The 20,687-nt window shown below is 72.8% G+C and carries 21 protein-coding genes; 9 read left to right on the top strand and 12 right to left on the bottom strand.

The window, feature by feature from the left end; all coding sequences use genetic code 11:
- Positions 1–478 precede the first annotated feature (478 nt).
- From cysN to KGD84_RS04640, 5 genes are all read right to left on the bottom strand, one after another.
- Positions 479–1,747, bottom strand: coding sequence for a sulfate adenylyltransferase subunit CysN (gene cysN / locus KGD84_RS04660; RefSeq protein ID WP_220564870.1), 1,269 nt, complete (start codon positions 1,745–1,747; stop codon positions 479–481).
- Positions 1,748–1,834: 87 nt separating this feature from the next.
- Positions 1,835–2,767 (bottom strand): sulfate adenylyltransferase subunit CysD, encoded by a 933-nt coding sequence (gene cysD / locus KGD84_RS04655; RefSeq protein ID WP_220564869.1) that lies wholly within the window; start codon positions 2,765–2,767, stop codon positions 1,835–1,837.
- A gap of 61 nt (positions 2,768–2,828) precedes the next feature.
- A complete protein-coding gene (locus KGD84_RS04650) occupies positions 2,829–3,620 on the bottom strand; it encodes a 3'(2'),5'-bisphosphate nucleotidase CysQ (RefSeq protein ID WP_220564868.1) in 792 nt (263 codons plus the stop codon).
- 3 nt (positions 3,621–3,623) lie between these two features.
- Positions 3,624–5,063, bottom strand: coding sequence for a sugar transferase (locus KGD84_RS04645; protein ID WP_220565534.1), 1,440 nt, complete (start codon positions 5,061–5,063; stop codon positions 3,624–3,626).
- 295 nt (positions 5,064–5,358) lie between these two features.
- The gene (locus tag KGD84_RS04640; protein ID WP_220565533.1) at positions 5,359–6,318 is read right to left on the bottom strand and encodes a DsbA family oxidoreductase; all 960 of its coding nucleotides are present in this window, start codon (positions 6,316–6,318) and stop codon (positions 5,359–5,361) included.
- An 80-nt stretch (positions 6,319–6,398) separates the two neighbouring features.
- Here KGD84_RS04640 and KGD84_RS04635 point away from each other — a divergent pair, with 80 nt between their 5' ends.
- A complete protein-coding gene (locus KGD84_RS04635) occupies positions 6,399–6,959 on the top strand; it encodes a TetR/AcrR family transcriptional regulator (protein WP_220564867.1) in 561 nt (186 codons plus the stop codon).
- A gap of 67 nt (positions 6,960–7,026) precedes the next feature.
- On the opposite strand, the gene pth is transcribed toward KGD84_RS04635, so the two are convergent.
- The 4 genes from pth to glmU form a co-directional block, all read right to left on the bottom strand.
- Entirely contained in the window at positions 7,027–7,602 is a 576-nt protein-coding gene (gene pth, locus KGD84_RS04630) for an aminoacyl-tRNA hydrolase (RefSeq protein ID WP_220564866.1), read from the bottom strand.
- 107 nt (positions 7,603–7,709) lie between these two features.
- Positions 7,710–8,318, bottom strand: coding sequence for a 50S ribosomal protein L25/general stress protein Ctc (locus KGD84_RS04625; RefSeq protein WP_220564865.1), 609 nt, complete (start codon positions 8,316–8,318; stop codon positions 7,710–7,712).
- A gap of 387 nt (positions 8,319–8,705) precedes the next feature.
- A complete protein-coding gene (locus KGD84_RS04620) occupies positions 8,706–9,674 on the bottom strand; it encodes a ribose-phosphate diphosphokinase (protein WP_277615502.1) in 969 nt (322 codons plus the stop codon).
- Positions 9,675–9,694: 20 nt separating this feature from the next.
- Entirely contained in the window at positions 9,695–11,206 is a 1,512-nt protein-coding gene (glmU, locus tag KGD84_RS04615; RefSeq protein ID WP_220565531.1) for a bifunctional UDP-N-acetylglucosamine diphosphorylase/glucosamine-1-phosphate N-acetyltransferase GlmU, read from the bottom strand.
- Positions 11,207–11,790: 584 nt separating this feature from the next.
- Here glmU and KGD84_RS04610 point away from each other — a divergent pair.
- From KGD84_RS04610 to KGD84_RS04585, 6 genes are all read left to right on the top strand, one after another.
- On the top strand, positions 11,791–12,738 hold the full coding sequence (locus tag KGD84_RS04610; protein WP_220564864.1) for an acyl-CoA desaturase: 948 nt from the start codon (positions 11,791–11,793) through the stop codon (positions 12,736–12,738).
- Between the two features lie 14 nt (positions 12,739–12,752).
- Positions 12,753–13,403: a TetR/AcrR family transcriptional regulator gene (locus tag KGD84_RS04605; RefSeq protein ID WP_255647046.1), complete on the top strand. Its 651-nt coding sequence runs from the start codon at positions 12,753–12,755 to the stop codon at positions 13,401–13,403.
- 78 nt (positions 13,404–13,481) lie between these two features.
- On the top strand, positions 13,482–13,985 hold the full coding sequence (locus KGD84_RS04600) for a MarR family winged helix-turn-helix transcriptional regulator (protein ID WP_220564863.1): 504 nt from the start codon (positions 13,482–13,484) through the stop codon (positions 13,983–13,985).
- Between the two features lie 84 nt (positions 13,986–14,069).
- Complete coding sequence (locus tag KGD84_RS04595; RefSeq protein WP_370634658.1) at positions 14,070–15,077, top strand: GDSL-type esterase/lipase family protein; 1,008 nt, start codon at positions 14,070–14,072, stop codon at positions 15,075–15,077.
- A 140-nt stretch (positions 15,078–15,217) separates the two neighbouring features.
- Positions 15,218–15,469 carry a type II toxin-antitoxin system Phd/YefM family antitoxin gene (locus KGD84_RS04590; RefSeq protein ID WP_220564862.1) on the top strand — a complete coding sequence of 84 codons (252 nt, stop codon included), beginning with the start codon at positions 15,218–15,220 and terminating at the stop codon, positions 15,467–15,469.
- The gene (locus KGD84_RS04585) at positions 15,466–15,726 is read left to right on the top strand and encodes a Txe/YoeB family addiction module toxin (RefSeq protein WP_220564861.1); all 261 of its coding nucleotides are present in this window, start codon (positions 15,466–15,468) and stop codon (positions 15,724–15,726) included. Before KGD84_RS04590 ends, KGD84_RS04585 begins: the two co-directional genes overlap by 4 nt.
- 4 nt (positions 15,727–15,730) lie before the next feature.
- Here KGD84_RS04585 and KGD84_RS04580 read toward each other — a convergent pair whose 3' ends face one another.
- Positions 15,731–15,958: a hypothetical protein gene (locus tag KGD84_RS04580; protein WP_220564860.1), complete on the bottom strand. Its 228-nt coding sequence runs from the start codon at positions 15,956–15,958 to the stop codon at positions 15,731–15,733.
- A 153-nt stretch (positions 15,959–16,111) separates the two neighbouring features.
- Between KGD84_RS04580 and KGD84_RS04575 the strand changes: the two genes are divergently transcribed.
- Together KGD84_RS04575 and KGD84_RS04570 are read left to right on the top strand one after the other, a co-directional pair.
- On the top strand, positions 16,112–16,780 hold the full coding sequence (locus tag KGD84_RS04575; protein WP_220564859.1) for a helix-turn-helix domain-containing protein: 669 nt from the start codon (positions 16,112–16,114) through the stop codon (positions 16,778–16,780).
- 47 nt (positions 16,781–16,827) lie between these two features.
- Positions 16,828–17,712: a hypothetical protein gene (locus tag KGD84_RS04570; RefSeq protein ID WP_220564858.1), complete on the top strand. Its 885-nt coding sequence runs from the start codon at positions 16,828–16,830 to the stop codon at positions 17,710–17,712.
- Positions 17,713–17,728: 16 nt separating this feature from the next.
- Here the strand turns inward: KGD84_RS04570 and KGD84_RS04565 are convergent, their stop codons facing one another.
- Together KGD84_RS04565 and KGD84_RS04560 are read right to left on the bottom strand one after the other, a co-directional pair.
- Positions 17,729–19,507, bottom strand: coding sequence for an ABC-F family ATP-binding cassette domain-containing protein (locus tag KGD84_RS04565; protein ID WP_220564857.1), 1,779 nt, complete (start codon positions 19,505–19,507; stop codon positions 17,729–17,731).
- Between the two features lie 211 nt (positions 19,508–19,718).
- On the bottom strand, positions 19,719–20,618 hold the full coding sequence (locus KGD84_RS04560) for a transketolase family protein (protein WP_220565528.1): 900 nt from the start codon (positions 20,616–20,618) through the stop codon (positions 19,719–19,721).
- Positions 20,619–20,687 lie beyond the last annotated feature (69 nt).

The following is a 20,687-nucleotide window of genomic DNA, read 5'->3' as shown; positions in this document are numbered from 1 at the left end:
CGGAGCCGGAGGAGCCCGCCCACCCTCCGTGCACTCTCCGTCACCGATCCCGCGCACGACGAAGGGGCCGCCCATCGGGCGGCCCCGTTCGCGCGTCGATGCCCGCGACCCGCGCCCCCTGCGCCTCCCGTGCCGCCAGAGGTCCGTGAGGCGGCACGGGGGCCCGAAGGCGCGCGGGCGAAGCCCTCACGAAAGGCCCCGGCCGGAGACCCTCCGTGGGCGGCCCCGTTCGTGAATCGGCGCCCGCGACCCGCGCCCCTGCGCCTCCAGTGCCACCAGAGGGCCACGGGGCGGCGCAGGCACTCCGAAGGCACCGCGGACGCGGCACCGTCGCCTGGCCGGCGTCCCTCGGCGGCGGAGGCCTCCGGCCCCCGCCGCCCTCACCGGACGGGCCACGACCGCGGGCTTCGCCGGGGTGTCCCCTCCCGGCCACCGGAGGACCGTGAGGCGGCACAGGAGTGCGTTCGGAGAGCGGGCCCTAGTCGGCCCGGACGACCATGCCGGCGCCGACCGTGGCGTTGGTGGCCTCGTCGATGAGGATGAACCCGCCCGTCTGCCGATTGCGCGAGTACTCGTCGACGAACAGCGGCTGGGTGGAGCGCAGCCGCACCCGGCCGATCTCGTTGAGCGCCAGGTGGTCGGCCTGCTCGTCGCGGTGCAGCGTGTTGACGTCCAGCCGGTAGCGCAGGTCCTTCACCATGACCTTCGCCGTGCGGGTGGTGTGCTTGACGATGAGCTTGGAGCGCGGTGTCAGCTTGCGCGCGTCCGTCATCCAGCAGACCATCGCCTCGATGTCCTGGGACGCCGTGGGCGTGTTGTTGGGGCGGCAGATCATGTCGCCCCGGGAGATGTCGATCTCGTCCTCCAGCAGGAGGGTGACCGACATCGGCGCGAACGCCTCGGCGACGTCCCCGTCCGCCGTGGTGATCCTGGCGATCCGGCTGGTCAGCCCGGACGGCAGGTGCACCACCTCGTCCCCCGGCTTGAGCACTCCCCCGGCGAGCTGGCCCGCGTAGCCGCGGTAGTCGTGCAGTTCGGGGTCGTCGGACCGGTGCGGCCGGATCACGTACTGCACCGGGAACCGCGCGTCGATGAGGTTGCGGTCCGAGGCGATGTGCACGTTCTCCAGGTGGTGCAGCAGCGAGGGGCCGCTGTACCAGGGCATGTTCTCGGAGCGCTCCACCACGTTGTCGCCGTGCAGGGCGGAGATGGGCACGAAGGTGAGGTCGCGCGCGTCCAGCTTGGCGGCGAAGTCGGTGAACTCTGCCTTGATCTCCTCGAACCGGGCCTGGTCGTAGTCGACCAGGTCCATCTTGTTGACCGCCAGGACCAGGTGCGGGACCTGGAGCAGCGTGGTGAGGAAGGCGTGCCGGCGGCTCTGCTCCTGGAGGCCCTTGCGCGCGTCCACCAGGATGATCGCCAGGTCGGCGGTGGAGGCCCCGGTGACCATGTTGCGGGTGTACTGGATGTGCCCGGGGGTGTCCGCGATGATGAACGTCCGCTTGGGCGTGGCGAAGTACCGGTAGGCCACGTCGATGGTGATGCCCTGTTCGCGCTCGGCCCGCAGGCCGTCGGTGAGCAGCGCCAGGTTGGTGTGCTCCTCGCCGCGCGCGGCGCTGGTCCGCTCCACCGCGTCGAGCTGGTCCTCGAAGATCGACTTGGAGTCGAACAGCAGGCGGCCGATCAGGGTGCTCTTGCCGTCGTCCACGGAGCCCGCCGTGGCGAACCGCAGGATGTCGTTGCTCATGCTCGCTGGTCCTCTGTGGGAAGAAATGCGTCCGAAGGGCGGGCGGGGCGTGCTGCTCCGCGGGCGTCCGTGGGGGCCGGTGGAGGGCTAGAAGTAGCCCTCGCGCTTGCGGTCCTCCATCGCGGCCTCGCTGGCGCGGTCGTCGGCCCGGGTCTGCCCGCGCTCGGTGATCCGGGTCGCGGCGATCTCGGCGATGATGTCGTCGAGCTCCACGGCGGTCGACTTCACCGCGCCGGTGCAGGTCAGGTCGCCCACCGTGCGGTAGCGCACGGTCTCGGTGAAGGGGACCTCGGTGTCGTCGCGCTCGATGATCGGGGAGTCGGCGAGCAGGATGCCGTCGCGCTCGAACACGCTGCGCTCGTGCGCGAAGTAGATGGAGGGCAGCTCCAGCCGCTCCCGCCGGATGTAGGCCCACACGTCCAGCTCGGTCCAGTTGGAGATCGGGAAGACCCGGATGTGCTCGCCCCGGTCGATGCGGGTGTTGAACACGCTCCACAGCTCGGGGCGCTGGTTCTTGGGGTCCCACTGGCCGAACTCGTCGCGGAAGGAGAACACGCGCTCCTTGGCGCGGGCCTTCTCCTCGTCGCGGCGGGCGCCGCCGAAGGCCGCGTCGAACCCGTGCTCCTCGATGGCCTCCAGCAGGGCGGCGGTCTGGAGGCGGTTGCGGCTGGCCCAGCGGCCGGTGGGCTCGGCGACCTTGCCCGCGTCGATCTGCTCCTGGACGGAGGCGACGACCAGGCGCACCCCGGCCTGCTCGACCCGGCGGTCCCGGAACTCGATGACCTCGGGGAAGTTGTGGCCGGTGTCGACGTGCATGACCGGGAAGGGGACGGCGCCCGGCCAGAAGGCCTTCTCCGCGAGGCGGAGCATGACGATCGAGTCCTTGCCGCCGGAGAAGAGCAGCACCGGCCGCTCGAACTCCGCGGCCACCTCGCGCATGATGAAGATCGCCTCGGCCTCGAGGACGTCCAGCTGGGAGAGCTGGTAGCGCCCGGGCGCCTGCTGACTCGCCTGACCCATGAATCCGCCTTAGAGATACCGCTGGGGGCACCGGTTCGGACGACGGCGGAGGGCCTCTCGGCTAGCCCCCCGCGTGCGGACCGGCGCTGTCCAGGTCCGCGCCGTCGCGGATGCTAGCCAACAACATACCCGACAATTCCGATCGACATACAAGGACATCGGGGAGTAGCGGGTCGGCTACGTTGTAGCGCAGGGGCGAGCCGTCGATCCGGGAGGCGTGCAGGCCGGCCGCCTGGGCGACCGCCACCGGGGCGGCCGTGTCCCACTCGTACTGGCCGCCGGCGTGGACGTAGATGTCGGCCATGCCCAGCAGTACCGAGCAGATCTTGGCGCCCGCCGACCCCATCGGGACCAGCTCAGCGCCCAGCTGGGTGGCCATCCGCTGCGCGAACGCGGGCGGGCGCGAGCGGCTGACCGTGATCCGCAGCCGCTGCCCCGACGGGCGCTCCTCGGGCAGCCAGGGCGGGTCCACCGTCGACAGGGTGCTGCCCTGGGCGGGCAGCGCGACCGCCCCGGCGACCAGCTCGCCGTTCTCCCACAGGGCCACGTGCACCGCCCAGTCGACCCGGCCCGCCTCGGCGAACTCGCGGGTGCCGTCCAGCGGGTCGATGATCCACACCCGGCGGGCGCGCAGCCGGGCCGGATCGTCCACGCCCTCCTCGGAGAGCACCGCGTCGCTGGGGCGCAGCCGCCCCAGGGCGGAGAACAGGAACTCGTGCGAGGTCCGGTCGCCCAGGGTCCTCAGGACGTCGGGCTCGTCGAAGCCGTGCCGGGCGCGCAGGCGCAGCAGCAGCTGCCCCGCCTCGCTCGCCAGGTCGCGGGCCACCTCATGATCGTTTCGGATGTTCTTCACCGCTCAGTACGCCCCCGCCCCACGGATCACCGCTGACCACGTCTTCCACAGGATCTGGATGTCCAACGTCAGCGACCAGTTTTCCACGTAGCGCAGATCCAGGCGGACCGATTCCTCCCATGAGAGGTCGGACCGGCCGCTGACCTGCCACAGCCCCGTCAGCCCCGGTTTGACCACCAGCCTGCGGCGGACGTCGTGCCCGTAGCGGGCGACCTCCTCCGGAAGCGGCGGCCGGGGGCCGACCAGGGACATCTCGCCCCGGACCACGTTGACGAGCTGGGGAAGCTCGTCGAGCGAGTACCGGCGCAGCCAGGCCCCGACCGGGGTCACCCTGGGGTCCCGTCGCATCTTGAACAGCACACCGTCGTGCTCGTTGCGGGACCGCAGCGCCGCCTTCAGCGATTCGGCCCCGACCACCATGGTACGGAACTTGTACACGGGGAACTCGGAGCCACCCCGGCCTACGCGCGTCTGGGTGAAGAAGACCGGGCCGCCGTCCTCCCACCGGATGAGCACGGCGAGCACCAGGAACAGGGGGGACAGCAGGGCCAGGGCCAGCGCCGCGGCGCCGCGGTCGAAGGCGCTCTTGAGGATCCGGCGGACCCCGGCGAGCTCGGGGTGCTCCACGTGCAGGAGGGGGAGCCCGGCGACGGGGCGGATGGTGGTGCGCGGACCGGCGACCTCCATGAGGGCGGAGGCGACCAGGAGTTCGGTGCCGGACTTCTCCAGGCGCCAGGCCAGGCGGCGCAGTTCGACGCCGTCCATCTCGGGACAGGCCAGGACCGCGACGGTGTCGGCGCCGACCAGGGCGGCGGCGTCGGCGGCCCCGGCGAAGGAGCCCAGGACCGGACAGCCCTCGACCTCGGCGGCCCCCGCCGCCGCCTCGTGTTCGGGCAGGCAGACGCCGACCACGCGCATGCCGTGGTAGACCTCCCCGCGGAAGCGCCGGATGAGGTCGCCCGCGGCCGACCGGTGGCCGACCACGACGACGCCGTTCATGCAGTCCCCGAACCGGCGGCGGCGGTGCAGCGCCTTGCGCCTGGCGTAGCGCAGGGCGAGCGTGGCCAGCAGCACCAGCGGCAGGGTGACCAGGACGTAGCCGCGGGCGAGGTCGAACTTGACCGCGTAGGCGACGATGGCGGTCCCGGCGGCCAGGGCCAGCCCGGCCACGGCGACCCGCCGGTACTCCTCGGTGCCCACCCCGATGAAGCGGCGGGCGTAGCCGCCGGCCAGGCAGACGAACAGGCACCACAGCGGCGGCAGGGCCAGGGAGAGCCACAGGTAGGGGACGGTGGTGGCGGCGGTGAGCGCCCCGTGGAAGCGGGCGGTCGTCCCGATCAGGCCCGCGCCCAGGGCGGCGACCAGGTCGAGCACGAGCAGTCCGGACACGTAGGCGCGCGTCCACGGCCGGGGCGGCAGGGGCAGGGAGCCGACCTCCGGCATGACGGACGCCGGTACCGCCACCGTCCGCCGGTGGACGTCCTTCACCCCACTACTTGCGACCATGTATCCCCCAAGACCGGCACCGGTCCGAAAGTCATCACTGCACGTCATCGGCCGAGCGGCGGAACGCCACCCTGACAGTAACTAAAAGTAGTGGAAAAGTCGCTCTGCGTGCCCTCCTGTCGGCGAAGAAAGGCCGGTCGGCTCGGGAATGTGTCCCTCCCGATACCGACCGGCCCCAGGCGGTTCCGCGATGCGGACACTGGCCGCCCGCCCGACGGCCTGACCGAAACCCTCAGCCCAGGGCCTCCGCCAGCCGCTGCTGCACGGCCGCCGCCTCCGGCTCCCCGCCCCGCCGCAGCGCACTGGCCAGCATCAGCCGGGCGTGGGAGTCGTCGGGCCTCTCGGCCACCAGCGCCTCCAGGTCCCTGCGGGCCCTTCCCACCTGGGCGGAACGCAGCCGCGCGCGGGCGGCGGCCAGCCGCACGCCCCGGTCGTCCCCGTACTCCGCCAGCAGCGGCTCCAGCAGGGCGAGCGCGCCCAGCGGGTCCTTCTCCACCAGCGCCTCGGCCAGGTGCAGCCGCTCCACCTCCGCGGGCAGGCTCCGGGCCGGACGCTCCCCGGCCCGGTCCAGGAACACGCCGATCTCCTCCGGGTGGCGGGCCCCCTCCAGGGCCAGGTCGCCCACCAGCAGGGTGGGAGAGGTGCGCACGCCCCGGGCCCGGCCGCGCAGCAGCAGCTCGCGCACCTCCCGGTCGCCTTCCCCCGCCCGCAGCAGGCGGCCCCCGTCCGCGAAGCCCGCCCGGTCGGCGGCCCGCTCCAGGACCTCGGCGGAACCGATGTCGCCGGCCTCCACGAAGTGGATCCGCATGACCTCCTCGGCCACCGCGCCCTGGAGGGCGGGGCCGCCCTCGCGCTCGGCCAGGTACAGCAGCCGGTGGGCGCCGTGGGGGCTCACGTGCCAGGCGGCGCCCCAGCGGGGGAAGCCCTCGGCGGCGGCCACCTCGGCCACCCGGACCCGGTTCTGCTCCGGGCTCAGGTGCGGGGCGCACGCCCGGAGGGCCGTGTCCACGAAGGGGTCGCGCAGCAGCCCGTCCAGCGGCCGGGCCCGCTCGGGGGCGGTGGGGTCGATGCGGTAGGGCCGCCACACCACCTCCACGGGCTCCCCGCCGCGCGCGGCCAGGGCCCGCTCCACCCGCCGCTTGCCGATGTACGCCCAGGGGCAGACCACGTCCGCCCAGATCTCCAGTCGCATGCTCATACGGAGAGACTAAACAACACCTGTTGATTAAACAACACATATTGCTTAACCGACGTGTGTCGTACCCTGGTGGCGTGAACCCCGACGACCCGCGCGCCCGCCGCACCCGGGCCGGACTGCGCGCCGCCCTGCTGACCCTGCTCGCCGACACCGCGCCCGAGCGCGTCACCGTGTCCGCGGTGGCCCGTGAGGCGGGGATCAACCGCGCCACGGTGTACCAGCACTACCCCGACATCGACGCGCTGGTGGCCGACGCCATGGAGGACGCGCTCGCGCACGTGGCGCGCTGCGCCGCCCTGTGCCCGCTGGAGGCCCCGGAGGAGGGGGCCCCGGCCCCCCTGGTGGACCTGTTCGCCCACGTCGCCGAGCACGCCGCGCTCTACCGGGCGCTGCTGGCCGGGGACTTCGCCCACCGGCTGCGCGCGGGTGTGGCCGGGGAGCTGCGGGAGCGGTTCGCGGCGGGAGCCCGGCCGCCGGGCACCGGCGGGGTGCCGGACCGGGCACTGGCCGCCCACCTGTCCGGCGGCCTGGTCGCCCTGATCGCCGACCGGGTCGCGGCGGACGCGTCGGCGGCCTCCGCCGAGGAGGCCGCCGGCGTCGCCTGGCGCCTGCTGGCCCCGGTCCGCTACCGCTGAGGGGTCCCGGGAACGGCGGAGGGCCGTGCGGTGTCCCGCACGGCCCTCCGGTTGGTCCCGCCGCCGGTCAGACGGCGGTGTGGTAGATGTTCTGGGCGCGTTCGAGGCCGTCGGTGAGGACCGTGCGGACCGCGTCGGCGGCGCGCTCGATGTTGAGGTCGAGCTCCCCGCGCTCGGTCGAGGAGAAGTCGCGCAGCACGTAGTCCGCCGGGTCCATCCGCCCGGGCGGGCGGCCCACCCCGAACCGGACCCGCAGGTAGTCCGGGCCGCCCAGGGAGGAGGTGAGGGACTTGAGCCCGTTGTGGCCGCCCGAGCCGCCGCCCTTCTTCAGCTTCAGGGCGCCGAAGTCGATGTCCATCTCGTCGTGCACGACGACGATCCGCTCCATCGGCACCTTGTAGAACCGGGCCAGCCCCGACACCGGGCCGCCCGACAGGTTCATGTAGGTGCGCGGCTTGGCCAGCACCACCGCGGTGCCCTCCAGTCGGGTCTCCACCGCCTCGGCGTGCGCCCGGTGCGCCTTCCAGCGCTCGCCCCCCGCCAGGGCGTCCACCACCATGAAGCCCGCGTTGTGCCGGTTCCCGGCGTACTTGGGCCCCGGGTTGCCCAGCCCGACGACCAGCCAGCGCTCGGTCTCCGCCATGTCCTTGTTCCTCCAGCGTCCCCACACGGGAACGAGCCTACAGACGAAAGACCGAGCGCGCGGCTCCGGTGGGAGCCGCGCGCTCGGTCGGTGTACGGTGCCGGCGACTACTCGGCGGCGGCCTCGGTGGCCTCGCCCTCGGCGGCCTCGCCCTCGGCCGGGGTCTCGCCCTCCTCCTCCACGCGCGGCGCGGAGACGTTGAGGACGATCGACTCGGGGTCGGTCACCAGGGTGGTGCCGGCCGGCAGCTTCAGCTCCGCGGCGGTCACGGTGCTGCCGACGTCCAGGCCGTCGATGTCGAACTCGACGCCCTCGGGGATGTGGGTGGCCTCGGCCTCGACGGTCACGGTGACGAGCTCCTGGGTGAGCACGCCGGCGCCCTTGATCTCACCGACCAGGGTCACCGGGATCTCGACCTCGACCTTCTCGCCCTTGGAGACGACGAGCAGGTCGACGTGCTCCAGGAAGCCCTTGATGGCGTCGCGCTGGATGCTCTTGGGCAGGGCGAGGTTGTCCTTGTCCAGGCCCTCGAGGCGCAGCAGGACGTTCGGGGTCTTCAGGGCGAGCATGAGCTCGTGGCCCGGCAGGTTCAGGTGGCGGGGCTCGGTGCCGTGGCCGTAGAGGACGGCCGGCACCTTACCCGCGCGGCGGGCGCGACGGGAGGCGCCCTTGCCGAATTCCGTGCGGGGCTCGGCAGCGATACGTACCTCGGACACGACAAAACTCCTCGGGTTCAACCCCGCAGTACGGGGAACACGACTCCAGTAGTACGAACGATTCCCGCTCTCGGCGGGGAAGCGGCGGGGTCTCCCCGGTAGGGGACGCGACCGCCCTGGTTCCAGGCGTGCCCGGCGAGTCGCCACCGGACCCGTCCGGCCCGGGAACGCTCGTCGCGCACCCCTGCCCTCGCGTCCGCACGAAGCCGAACGAGGCTCCGCTCGGGCACGGGGACACTCGGCCAAGTCTACTGGTTCCGGGGACGACTCCGTACACGCCCCACCGACGCCCCGCCTCCCTCGGTGCAACCACCGGGGACGGCGTGTCGGCGGGGGAACGGACGCGCGGGCGGCGGATACGTCCGGATCCGCCGCCCGCGCCGGGTCCTACTCGAACAGGCTCGTGACCGACCCGTCGGTGAAGACCTCGCTGATCGCGCGCGCCACCAGCGGCGCGATCGACAGCTGGGTGAGCTTCTCGAAGGAGCGCGACTCGGGCACCGGCAGCGAGTTGGTGATGACCACCTCGGAGATGCGGGAGTTCTGCAGGCGCTCCGCGGCCGGGCCGGACAGCACGCCGTGCGTGGCCGCCACGAGGACCTGCTTGGCGCCCTGCTCGAACAGCGCGTCGGCGGCCTTGACGATGGTGCCGCCGGTGTCGATCATGTCGTCCACCAGGACGCACACGCGGTCCTTGACCGTGCCGACGACCTCGTGGACGCGAACCTGGTTGGCCACGTCCGGGTCGCGGCGCTTGTGGATGATGGCCAGCGGGGCGCCCAGCCGGTCGGCCCAGCGGTCGGCGGTGCGCACGCGGCCCGCGTCGGGGGAGACCACGGTGATCTCGGCGACGTCGACCCGGTTCGCGATGTGGTCGGCCAGGATCGGCAGCGCGAACAGGTGGTCGACCGGGCCGTCGAAGAAGCCCTGGATCTGGTCCGTGTGCAGGTCGACGGCCATCATGCGGTCGGCGCCGGCGGTGCGGAACAGGTCGGTCATCAGGCGGGCCGAGATGGGCTCGCGACCGCGGTGCTTCTTGTCCTGGCGCGCGTACCCGAAGAACGGGGTGACCACGGTGATGCGCTTGGCGGAGGCGCGCTTGAGCGCGTCCACCATGATCAGCTGCTCCATGATCGACTCGTTGATCGGGTCGGCGTGCGCCTGGATCACGAAGGCGTCCGAGCCGCGGACCGACTCCAGGTAGCGGACGAAGATCTCACCGTTGGCGAAGGTGTCGAACCGGGTGGGGACCACCTCGATCCCCAGTTCCTTGGCGACCTCTTCGGCCAGGCTCGGGTGCGTGCGCCCCGAGAACAGCATGAGATTCTTCTGGCCGGTGGCCTTCATCCCGGTCACGTGTTTCTCCCCCACAGTCACTACTGATCGTCGGCTCTGTGCCGCTCTGCGTCCTCGGTGCGCCCTGCGCTCCCGACGCCCTCCCCGTCCTGGGCCGACCGCGCCCGCAGGGCGGCGTCGGCCGAGGCGGTCCCCGGGCGCTTGCGCTCGGTCCACCCCTCCACGTTGCGCTGCCGGTGCCCGTCGGACACGGCCAGCGCACCGGGCGGAACGTCGTCCCGGACCACGGTCCCGGCCCCGGAGTAGGCGCCGTCGCCCACGGTGACCGGGGCGACGATGGTGTTGTCGCTGCCGATGCGCACGTGGTCGCCGATGGTGCTCCGGGACTTGTTGACCCCGTCGTAGTTGACGAACACCGACGAGCAGCCGATGTTGCTGCCGACGCCGATGTCGGCGTCGCCGACGTAGGTCAGGTGCGGGACCTTGGAGCCGCTGCCGATGTTCGCGTTCTTGACCTCCACGAACGCACCGGCCTTGGCCCGGTCGGCCAGGCGGGTGCCCGGCCGGAGGTAGGTGTAGGGGCCGACGTCGGCCCCGGGGCCGATCTCGGCGCGGTCCGCGGTGGTCCGGCGGACCTTGGCGCCGTCGCCCACGACGGTGTCGAGCAGGTCGCTGTCGGGGCCGATGACCGCGTCCTCGCCGACCGCGGTGGCGCCGCGCAGGCGGGTGCCGGGCTCGACGAGGGTGTCGCGGCCGATGCGCACGTCGACGTCGACCCAGGTCGTGGCGGGGTCCACGACCGTGACCCCGGCGAGCATGTGCTCGCGCAGCAGGCGGTCGTTGAGCAGGCGCCGGGCCTCGGCGAGCTGGACGCGGTTGTTGACGCCCTGGACCTCGTCGGCGTCGTCGATGACCCAGGCGCCGACCCGGTGGCCGTCGCCGCGCAGCAGCGCGACGGCGTCGGGGAGGTACTCCTCGCCCTTGGCGTTGTCGCTGCCGATGCGCTGCACGACCCGGGCCAGCAGGGCGCCGTCGAAGGCGTACATGCCGGAGTTGATCTCGTCGACGGCCAGTTCCGCGGGGGTGGCGTCGGCCTGCTCGACGATGGAGGTGAACTCCCCGTCGGCGTCGCGGACGATGCGCCCGTAGCCGTGGGGGTCGGGGACGCGGGCCGACAGGACGGTGACGGCGTTGCCCTCCTTCTCGTGGAAGGAGACCAGGCCGGCCAGCGTGCCGCCGCGCAGCAGCGGGGTGTCCCCGCAGGCGAGGACCACGGTGCCGGTGGGCTCGATGCCCTGGCGGGCCAGGTCCTCCAGGGCCATGCGCACCGCGTGCCCGGTGCCCTTCTGCTCCTCCTGGACGGCGGTGACGGCCTCGGGGGCGACCTGCGCCAGGTGCTCGGCGATGCGCTCGCGGGCGTGTCCGAGGACGACGGCCGTGTGCAGCGGATCGAGCTCGCGGGCCGCGGCCAGCACGTGGCCGACCATGCTGCGGCCGCCGATCTCGTGGAGCACCTTGGGGAGTTGGGACTTCATCCGGGTGCCCTCGCCCGCGGCGAGGACGATGACGGCAGCCGGGCGGTTCACGCTCACTGGAGGAGACCCCTCGTGATAGCTGGCTAGGAAGAAGACGATCTCGCGGTCGGCGTTCGGCGGGGCGTCCCTCATGCCGCGCACGGCGATGACCCGTCGTGCGGCCGACATGGGAAGGATACATCCGTGTCACAGGCCCCCGGCGGCGGAGACGGCCCCGGCGGGGTGGGCCCGGTCGCACCCGCCGCCCGTTCACGGGCTCTGTCGCGGGAGGGGCGGGGAGGGGTGTGATGTGCGCCGCTCCGGTACGGACGGCGCCCGGCGGGCGCGGCGGGCGCGGCGGGCGCGGCGGTGCGTCTGCTCCCGGACCAGGGCTCGAACCTGGACGATGGGGACCAAAACCCCACATGCTGCCGATTACATCATCCGGGAACACGCCGGGCGCGGGCCTCCGCGCCGACATGACGGTCACCAAGATAGCGCCTTCGCGATGACCCTTGCCAAACCTACGGGTTCGTAGGTTACGGTTACGTAGGTATAGGTTGGGCCGTCGCGACGGACGCCCGCGCGCTCCCGGCACGCCCTGACCTCACAGACGCACAAGCGACGAACGAACGACGTTTCCGATCACGAGGCAGGGACCCATGACAGCCGCACCCGAGACGCCCGCCAAGCGCACACCGATCCCCGAGTACGAGCCCGAGCCGCGCGGGCGCGCCGAGCGGTACACGGTGTTCGCCTTCGTGTTCATCCCGCTCATCGCGCTGCTCGCCGCCGTACCGTTCTTCTGGGGCTGGGGCCTGAGCCTGGTCGACATCGCCATCGCCTCGGTCTTCTACCTGATCAGCGGGCTGGGCATCACGGTCGGCTTCCACCGCCACTTCACCCACGGCTCGTTCCGCGCCAACCGCCCGCTCAAGATCGCGCTCGCGATCGCCGGCTCGATGGCCATCGAGGGCAGCGTCATCAAGTGGGTGGCCGACCACCGCCGCCACCACAAGTACGCGGACGCCGAGGGCGACCCGCACTCGCCGTGGCGGTTCGGCGACGACTGGAAGTCGGTCGCCAAGGGGCTCTACTACGCGCACATGGCGTGGATGTACCTGGACGAGAAGAAGACCTCGCCCCGCCGGTTCGCCCCGGACCTGCTCAAGGACAAGGACACCGTCCTGATCGACAAGCTGTTCGTGCCGATCGTGGTGTTCTCGCTGGGCGCCCCGGCGCTCATCGGCGGCCTGGTCACCATGTCCTGGTGGGGCGCGGCCACCGCGTTCTTCTGGGCGAGCCTGGTCCGGGTGGCGCTGCTGCACCACGTGACCTGGTCGATCAACTCCATCTGCCACACCATCGGCGAGGAGAACTTCGAGGTGCGCGACCGCTCCCGCAACGTGTGGTGGCTGGCCATCCCGTCGTTCGGCGAGTCCTGGCACAACCTGCACCACGCCGACCCGACCTGCGCCCGGCACGGCGTGCTCAAGGGCCAGATCGACATCTCTGCGCGCGTCATCTGGTTCTTCGAGAAGTTCGGCTGGGCGACCAAGGTCCGCTGGCCCGACAACGAGCGACTCGCCGCCAAGCGGGTCAGCGTCTAGGATTCTTGACCATCATGGGAGCAGCCGACAGCGAGCAGAGGGTCCGTGTGCGCCGCAAGCGCATGACGGGCGAGGAGCGTCGGCGACAGCTGCTGGAGATCGGCCGGGAGCTGTTCGCCGAACGCGGGTTCGACGCGACCTCCGTGGAGGAGATCGCCGCACGGGCGGGCGTGTCCAAACCCGTGGTGTACGAGCACTTCGGCGGTAAGGAGGGCATCTACGCGGTCGTCGTCGACCAGGAGATGCGCACCCTGGTGGGCATGGTCTCGGAGGCCCTCACCGCCGACAGCGCCCGCAACAAGATCGAGAAGGCGGCCCTGGCCCTGCTGCGCTACGTCGAGGAGAACACGGTCGGGTTCCGGGTGCTCACCCGCGACTCGCACGTGGCCTCCGGGACGGGGAGCTTCGCCGGCCTGATCAACGACATCGCCAGCCAGGTCGAGTACATCATGGTGGACGAGTTCGCCGAGCGGGGCTACGACCCCGCGCTCGCCCCCATGTACGCCCAGGCCCTGGTGGGCATGTGGGCCCTGACCGGCCAGTGGTGGCTGGAGGTGCGCAGGCCCAAGCGCGAGGTGGTGGCGGCGCACCTGGTCAACCTGGCGTGGAACGGGCTGTCGAGCCTGGAGGCCAAGCCGAGGCTGCGGACCAGGCGGGGCCGCTAGGCTCCGGGAACGCCGGTGGGGCGGGTGTGCGTCGCATACCCGCCCCACTATCTTGATGTCAAGAGATATGCTGGACCCATGCGCGATGAGGTGGATGGGCTGATCGAGGCGTGGCGCGCCGAACGGCCGGACGTGGACGTGACGCCGCTCGAGGTGCTCAGCCGGGTGTCCCGGCTCGCCCGACACCTGGACAGGGCCCGGCGGACCGTGTTCACCGAGCACTCCCTGGAGCCCTGGGAGTTCGACGTCCTGGCCGAGCTGCGCCGCTCCGGCCCGCCCTACGAGCTGAGCCCGGGCCGCCTCCTGCGCGCCACCCTGGTGACCTCCGGGACCATGACGAACCGCGTGGACCGGCTGGCCGCCGCGGGGCTGGTGCGGCGCCGCCCCGACCCCGCCGACAAGCGCGGGGTGCTGGTGCGGCTGACCGACAAGGGCGCCGGGCGCATCGACGCGGCGCTGGAGTCGCTGCTGAGCTACGAGGAGACGCTCCTCGCCCCGATGCCCGCCCCGGAGCGCGAGCAGCTCGCATCGTTACTGAGATGCCTCCTGGTCCCCCTCGACACCGAACCTTCCGGTCGGTAACTGTTGTTACCCGGCGGTATCCGTCCTCTCACCGGGGCCGCCCAGGGCGCGCATCCTTGGTCTTCATCTGGTTGGAGAACGACAGTGAGAATCCGGTGGAACGTCCGGTACGCCGCCCTGGTCGCGGCGTCCGCGACGGCCGTGGCGATGACCGGCTGCGCGGGCGGTGACGGGGAGGACTCCCCGGCGGGAGCCGAGGAGCGGTACTACCTCTCCCTGGGCGACTCGCTGACGGTGGGCGTGCAGCCGAGCGAGGGCGGTCCCGCCGAGACCCCCGACGGGTACACGGACATCCTCTACCGCACCCTGTACGACGCCGACTCCACGCTGCGCCACGAGCGCAGCGGCTGCGGCGGCGAGGACACCACGACGTTCATCGAGGGCGGGATCGCCCACTGCGAGGAGCAGTACGGCGGCCGCCCGCAGATCGAGGCGGCCGAGGAGTTCCTCTCCGAGCACGCGGGCCGGGTGGACCTGGTCACCGTGACCATCGGCGGCAACAACTTCACCCGCTGCGTCCGGGGCATCGACGAGGTGGGCGGTGGCGGCGGGCCCGTGGTGGACACGGAGTGCATCGACGACGGCCTGGAGCGCATCGAGACGGAGGTGCCGGTGATCGCCTCCCGGCTGCGCGCCGCGGCCGGCCCGGACACCCAGATCATCGGGATGACCTACTACAACCCGTTCCTCGCGGCGATGCTGCTCGAACCCGGCGAGGACCCCTCGGACGAGCCCTCGGAGGAGCCCTCGGACGGCACCCCGGTGGACCCCGAGGCCGGGCCGGGGCTGGGCGAGGTCGAGGGCGAGATCCCCTTCGACGCGACCTTCGCCGGGTACGCCACCGAGGTCCTGGAGACCATGAACGAGTCGCTGCGGTCGGCCTACGCCGCCGAGGACATCGAGGTCGCCGACGTGGAGGCGGCGTTCGACTCCTCCGACTTCGACGTCCCCCAGGAGGGCTCCATGCCCAACAACCTCCAGGCCGTCTGCGACTACACGTGGATGTGCAACACGGACCTGGGCCCCGACATCCACACCAACAAGGCCGGGGCCACGGTCATCGCCGAGGAGTTCGCCTCCCTGGTCCGCTGACCGCCCCGCCGACGCGCGCAACGGAGGCGCCGGGACCCTCGTCCCGGCGCCTCCGCCGTCTCCGGAATCTTTTTCCAGCCATCGACGTACATGATCCTGTACATTTGGGATCACCGGGCCGAGCTTGGAGGGGACGAGCCTTGAAGACCATGAGCTACACCGAATCCCGCGCCAACTACGCAGCCACCCTCGACGCCGTCGTGAACGACAGAGAAGAAGTGGTGATCACGAGAGCCGGACACGAACCCGTCGTCATGATGGCCCTGTCCGAGTACGAGACCCTGAAGGAGACCGCCTACCTCCTGCGCAGCCCGGAGAACGCCCGCCGCCTGGTCTCCGCCATCGAGGAACTGGAGTCCGATCAGGGCATAGAGCGCGAGTTGGCCGAGTGAGGCTCGTCTGGTCCCAGAGCGCCTGGGAGGACTACGTCTGGTGGCAGGGGCAGGACCGCAGGATCCTCAAGCGCATCAACGCTCTCGTCAAGGACATCGAGCGCAACGGCAACGAGGGCATGGGCAAGCCCGAACCCCTGAGGCACGGCTTCCAGGGCTACTGGTCCCGCAGGATCACCGACGAGCACCGGCTGGTGTACAAGCTCGCCGGCGACGAGATCCGCATCGCCGCCTGCCGCTACCACTACGGCAAGTAGAGGGTCACCGGGTGTCGCGGGCGAGGGGGCCGAAGCGGGCGGTGACGGCGCCGAGGAGGAAGTGCGCGGCCTGGTGCTCGGTCAGCGGGATGACGCCCACCGGCATGGTGACGCGGTAGGGGTGCTCGTCGTCGGGGCGGATCTCGAAATCGTCGATCAGCCCCTGCGACAACAGCAGGGTCAGCCCCTCCCGCACCTTCCCCGCCCGGTTGTCCGAAGCCCACATGACCATGCCGCCACCGTAACCGGCGGACGGGTCGGACACACCGTGTCGACCAGAATCCACGGCAAAGCATGCCCACCGTCCTTTTCCGGACATTCTGGGCACGCTCGGTGACCGGCGGCCGCCGGACCCCGGCGGCGGTCGCATCGGTACGCTCGGAGGATGACCGGGTACGGGGAGAGACGGGGGCGCGCGGGGGTCCTGTGGCGCTTCACCGGCTCCGGCCCCCACCGGGTGCTGCCCGACGCCGCGATGGACCTCATGTGGCACCGCGGGCGCCTCGTGGTGGCCGGACCCGACACCGCCGCGCAGGTCGACGGGTCCGCCCCGGGCGAGACGACCTGGGGCCTGCGGCTGGCCCCCGGCGCGGCGCACGCGCTGCTGGGCGTCCCCGCCCGCGAACTGGCCGACCGCCGCGTCGACCTGGCCGACCTGGTCCGCCTCCCCCCGGCCCCGGTGGCCCGGCCGGCCGAGACCCTGGAGCGGGTCTTCGCCGCTCTGTGGCGGCGCGCCGACCCCGACCCCGCGGCCCTGCGGCTGGCGGCCTCCCTGGACCGGGCGGCCCGCGCCCTCGCGACCGCGGAGGCGGTCGCCCGGGAGCACGGGATGTCCGAGCGCACACTGCGGCGCACCTGCGACCGCGTCTTCGGCTACGGCCCCAAGACCCTCATGTCGATCCACCGCCTCCAGCGCGCCCTGCGCCTGGCCCGGGCCGGGGCGCCGCTGGGCGAGGCCGCCGCCACCGCCGGGTACGCCGACCAGGCGCACTTCACCCGCGAGAGCGGACGCCTCGCGGGCCTGCCCCCGGGCGCGCTGCTGGGCCGGCGGTGACCGTTCCGTTCAAGACCCCGGCCCGCCGCGCCCGGCAGGCTGGCCCCATGGACATCGACAGGACGGCCGCCTTCATGGCCGGGCACGCCCGCCTGCTGGACCGGCGGCGCTTCGAGCACCTCATCCGCCCCACCGAGCACACCGGGCCCGCGATCCTCGCGGCCCTGGACGGGTACCGCAACCCCGACGGCGGCCACGGCCACGGCCTGGAACCCGACCTGCGCTCCCCCGAGAGCCAGCCCGGCGGCGCACTGCACGCCCTGGAGGCCGTGGCCGACGCCGCCCCCGCGACGTACGATCGCGCCCCGGAGCTGCTGGACTGGCTGGACGCGACGACCCTGCCCGACGGCGGGCTGCCGTTCGCCCTGCCCGTCACGGACCCGGCCGCCTGCGCGCCCTTCTGGGTGTCGGCCGACCCGCGCACGTCGTCCCTGCAGATCACGGCCGCGGTGGCCGCGCAGGCCCACCGGGCGGCCCGGACGGACCCGCGGATCGCGGACCACCCGTGGCTCGCGACCGCGACGGAGTACTGCCTCGGGGAGATCGCCGCCGTCAAGGAGGCGCCCTTCGCGTACGTCCTGTCGTTCTCGCTGCTGTTCCTCGACTCCGTCGCGGACACCCGCCCCGAGGCCGCCGGGCTGCTGCGCCGCCTCGCCCGGTTCGTGCCCGCCGACGGCCGGATCCCGGTGGCCGGAGGCGCACCGGGCGAGACGCTCCGCCCGCTCGACTACGCCGCCGTGCCCGGCCGCCCCGTCCGGGAGCACCTGGCCGCGGGGGCCGTCGCCGCCGACCTCGACCGCCTGGAGCGGGAACCGCTCCCCGACGGCGGGTGGGCCGTCGGCTTCGAATGCCACTCCCCCGCCTCCGCGCTGGAGTGGCGGGGGTACGCCACGGTGGCGGCGGTGGCCGCCCTGCGCGCCAACGGACGCTGACCCGCGCCGGGCGGGGTCAGTCGCCGACCAGCTCCGCCTGCTCCAGCCAGATCATCTCCAGCTCCTCCTTCTCGCCCGCCAGGGCCTTGGCCTCGGCGTCGAGCTCGGCGAGCCGGGTGTAGTCCTCGGCCGCGGCCGCCATTTGCTCGTGCAGCTCGGCCTCGCGCGCGGCGATCCTGTCCATCCGCCGTTCGACGCGCTGCATCTCCTTCTGGGCGGCGCGGCGGTCGGCCGCCGACACGGCGGGGCGCTCGGGCTCGGCCGCGGGGGCCTCTCCCCCGCCCGCGGTGGGCACCGCGGCCTCCCCCGCGGTGCCCGCCCGGCGCTCCAGGTACTCGTCCACGCCGCCGGGCAGGAACGCCAGGCCGCCGTCGCCCATGAGGGCCAGCACCCGGTCGGTGATCCGCTCCAGGAAGTACCGGTCGTGGGAGACCAGCACCAGGGAGCCGGGCCAGCCGTCGAGCAGGTCCTCCAGCTCGGTGAGGGTCTCGATGTCCAGGTCGTTGGTGGGCTCGTCCAGCAGCAGGACGTTGGGCTCGTCCATGAGCAGGCGCAGCAGCTGCAGGCGGCGCCGCTCGCCGCCGGACAGGTCGCCGATCGGGGTCCACTGGCGCTCGCCGCGGAACCCGAAGCGCTCCAGCATCTGGCTGGCGGTGTAGTCCCGCTTGCCGATGGTCACGTGCTCGCGCACGTCCATGACCGCCTGGAGCGGCCGGGCCTCGGGGTCCAGCTCGGTGACGTTCTGCGACAGGTGGGCGAGCCGGACGGTGCGCCCGGTGCGGACGTGGCCCGACTCGGGCTCCCGCTCCCGGGCGAGGATCTTGAGCAGCGTGGACTTGCCCGCGCCGTTGACCCCGACCAGGCCGACCCGGTCGCCGGGGCCGAGCTGCCAGGTGAGGTGGTCCAGCAGGGTCCGCCCCGGGACGGTCGCCGTCACGTCCTTGAGGTCGATGACGGTCTTGCCCAGGCGGGAGCTGGCGAACCGGACCAGCTCGACGGTGTCGCGCACCGGCGGCTCGTCCGCGATCAGCCGGTTGGCCGCCTCGATGCGGAACTTGGGCTTGGAGGTGCGCGCGGGGGCGCCCCGGCGCAGCCAGGCCAGCTCCTTGCGCATGAGGTTCTGGCGGCGCTCCTCGGTGGCCGCGGCCTGGCGCTCGCGCTCGGCCTTGGCCAGCACGTAGGCGGCGTACCCGCCCTCGTAGCGCTCGACGGCGCCGCGTCCCACCTCCCAGGTGCGGGTGGTGACGGCGTCCAGGAACCAGCGGTCGTGGGTGACCACCACGAGCGCCTCGCGGCGGTCGCGCAGGTGCCCGGCGAGCCAGTGGATGCCCTCGATGTCGAGGTGGTTGGTGGGCTCGTCCAGGACGATGAGGTCGTGGTCGCCCACCAGCAGCCGGGCCAGGCCGGCGCGGCGGCGCTCACCGCCGGACAGCCCCGCCATGGGGGTGTCCAGGCTCCAGCCGCCGAGCAGCCCGCGCAGGATGTCGCGGGCGCGGGCGTCGCCCGCCCACTCGTGTTCGGCCCGCTCGCCCAGCACGAAGGCGCCGACGGTGGTGTCGGGGAAGTCGTCGCGCTGGTGCAGGAAGCCCACGCGCAGACCGCGGTTGTGCACCACCCGGCCGGAGTCGGGCGGCAGGGCCCCGGACAGCACGGAGATCAGCGTGGACTTGCCGCCGCCGTTGCGGCCGACCACGCCGATGCGCTCGCCCTCGTCCACGCCCAGTGACACCGAGTCGAGGAGCACGAGGGGCCCGTAGGCCAGGGACACGTCCTGAAGGTTGACCAGATTCGTCATCGTCTCCATTGTCCCGGGTGTCGCCGGGTGCCCTGGACGGGTCCCGGACGCCGGCGGGGCTCCGACCGGGTCCTCGCGGGGTCCGCCGAACCCGGGAGCGCCGGAAAAAGGAGCCCGGGGCCGCACCACGCAAGGCCCCGGGCAGGTCGGTATCACTACATATCAGGATTTCACATGCCGCCGGGAACCGGGGTTCGCCGGAGCGCTCTCCCTACACCAGGAAGAAGTCCCGGGCGGCCCGCGCGATTCCCCGGACGTCCAGCCCGTGCGCCCGGGCGTGGTCGGCCGGGGTGCCGTAGGCGCGCAGCTCCGTGTCCCTCGGCACGCCGAGGGAGAGCTGGCGGTGCCTGCGGTCGGCCAGCGCCTCGGAGACCTCGTGCGCGGAGGTGCCCCTGAGGTAGGGCTCCACCAGCATCACGTCCGCGTTCCCGGAGGCGGCGACCAGGGCGCTGAGCCCGGCGCGGTCGAAGGGGCGCACGGTGGCGGTGTAGGCGACGGTGACGTCGAGGTCCGCGGTGGCCTCCAGGGTGCGGTCGAGCATGGGCCCGACGGCCACGACCACTCCGGCGGAGCGGGCCGAGCCCGGCCGGACCACGGCCAGGCCCCCGGACAGCGGCAGGGGGGCGCGGTTGGCGGTGCCCGACAGCCGGATGTACACCCGGTCGTCGCCGGGCAGGGCGTCGCGCAGGACGGCGCGCACCTCGTCGGCGTGGCCGGGCACGTGGACGGTCCAGCCGGGCAGGGTGTCGATCAGGGCGACGTCGCCGGGGGCCTGGTGGGTGCGGCCCTCCGCGGCGGCGTCGTAGGAGCCGCCGATGCTCACCAGGACCGCCCCGGCGTCCTGGTGCCCCAGGTCGAGCTTGATCTGCTCGAAGGGGCGCTCCACCAAGAAGGGGGCGTAGCTGTGGACGACCGGGCGCATCCCGGTGAGGGCGAGTCCGCCCGCGGTCCCGATCATGGCCTGCTCGCGGATGCCCAGGTCGATCACCCGCCCGGGGTGGCGGGCGGCGGCCCGGCGGAACATCCCGGCGGAGATGACCGCCAGGACGACCGCGAGGCGGGGGTCGTCGTCCATCGCCTCCGAGACGGCGGCGCCGAACACCTCGCGCATCTCGTTCGGTCCGTGCGTCGCGGCGTCGGCCCGGGGCGCGGTCCGCGTCGTGCTGTGGGTCATGGCCGG

This window comes from Nocardiopsis changdeensis (assembly GCF_018316655.1).
GTDB lineage: Bacteria > Actinomycetota > Actinomycetes > Streptosporangiales > Streptosporangiaceae > Nocardiopsis > Nocardiopsis changdeensis.
This window is presented reverse-complemented; position numbering and strand designations above follow the sequence as displayed.

Coding starts and splice junctions, on each gene's coding strand:
- KGD84_RS04570 (WP_220564858.1), top strand. CDS start 16,828: ATGGACATCGACAGGACGGCCGCCTTCATGGCCGGGCACGCCCGCCTG.
- KGD84_RS04565 (WP_220564857.1), bottom strand. CDS start 19,507: ATGACGAATCTGGTCAACCTTCAGGACGTGTCCCTGGCCTACGGGCCC.
- KGD84_RS04645 (WP_220565534.1), bottom strand. CDS start 5,063: ATGCCGGAGGTCGGCTCCCTGCCCCTGCCGCCCCGGCCGTGGACGCGC.
- KGD84_RS04605 (WP_255647046.1), top strand. CDS start 12,753: ATGGGAGCAGCCGACAGCGAGCAGAGGGTCCGTGTGCGCCGCAAGCGC.
- KGD84_RS04610 (WP_220564864.1), top strand. CDS start 11,791: ATGACAGCCGCACCCGAGACGCCCGCCAAGCGCACACCGATCCCCGAG.
- KGD84_RS04560 (WP_220565528.1), bottom strand. CDS start 20,618: ATGCGCGAGGTGTTCGGCGCCGCCGTCTCGGAGGCGATGGACGACGAC.
- KGD84_RS04640 (WP_220565533.1), bottom strand. CDS start 6,318: ATGCGACTGGAGATCTGGGCGGACGTGGTCTGCCCCTGGGCGTACATC.
- cysD (WP_220564869.1), bottom strand. CDS start 2,767: ATGGGTCAGGCGAGTCAGCAGGCGCCCGGGCGCTACCAGCTCTCCCAG.
- pth (WP_220564866.1), bottom strand. CDS start 7,602: ATGGCGGAGACCGAGCGCTGGCTGGTCGTCGGGCTGGGCAACCCGGGG.
- KGD84_RS04575 (WP_220564859.1), top strand. CDS start 16,112: ATGACCGGGTACGGGGAGAGACGGGGGCGCGCGGGGGTCCTGTGGCGC.
- cysN (WP_220564870.1), bottom strand. CDS start 1,747: ATGAGCAACGACATCCTGCGGTTCGCCACGGCGGGCTCCGTGGACGAC.
- KGD84_RS04600 (WP_220564863.1), top strand. CDS start 13,482: ATGCGCGATGAGGTGGATGGGCTGATCGAGGCGTGGCGCGCCGAACGG.
- KGD84_RS04580 (WP_220564860.1), bottom strand. CDS start 15,958: ATGGTCATGTGGGCTTCGGACAACCGGGCGGGGAAGGTGCGGGAGGGG.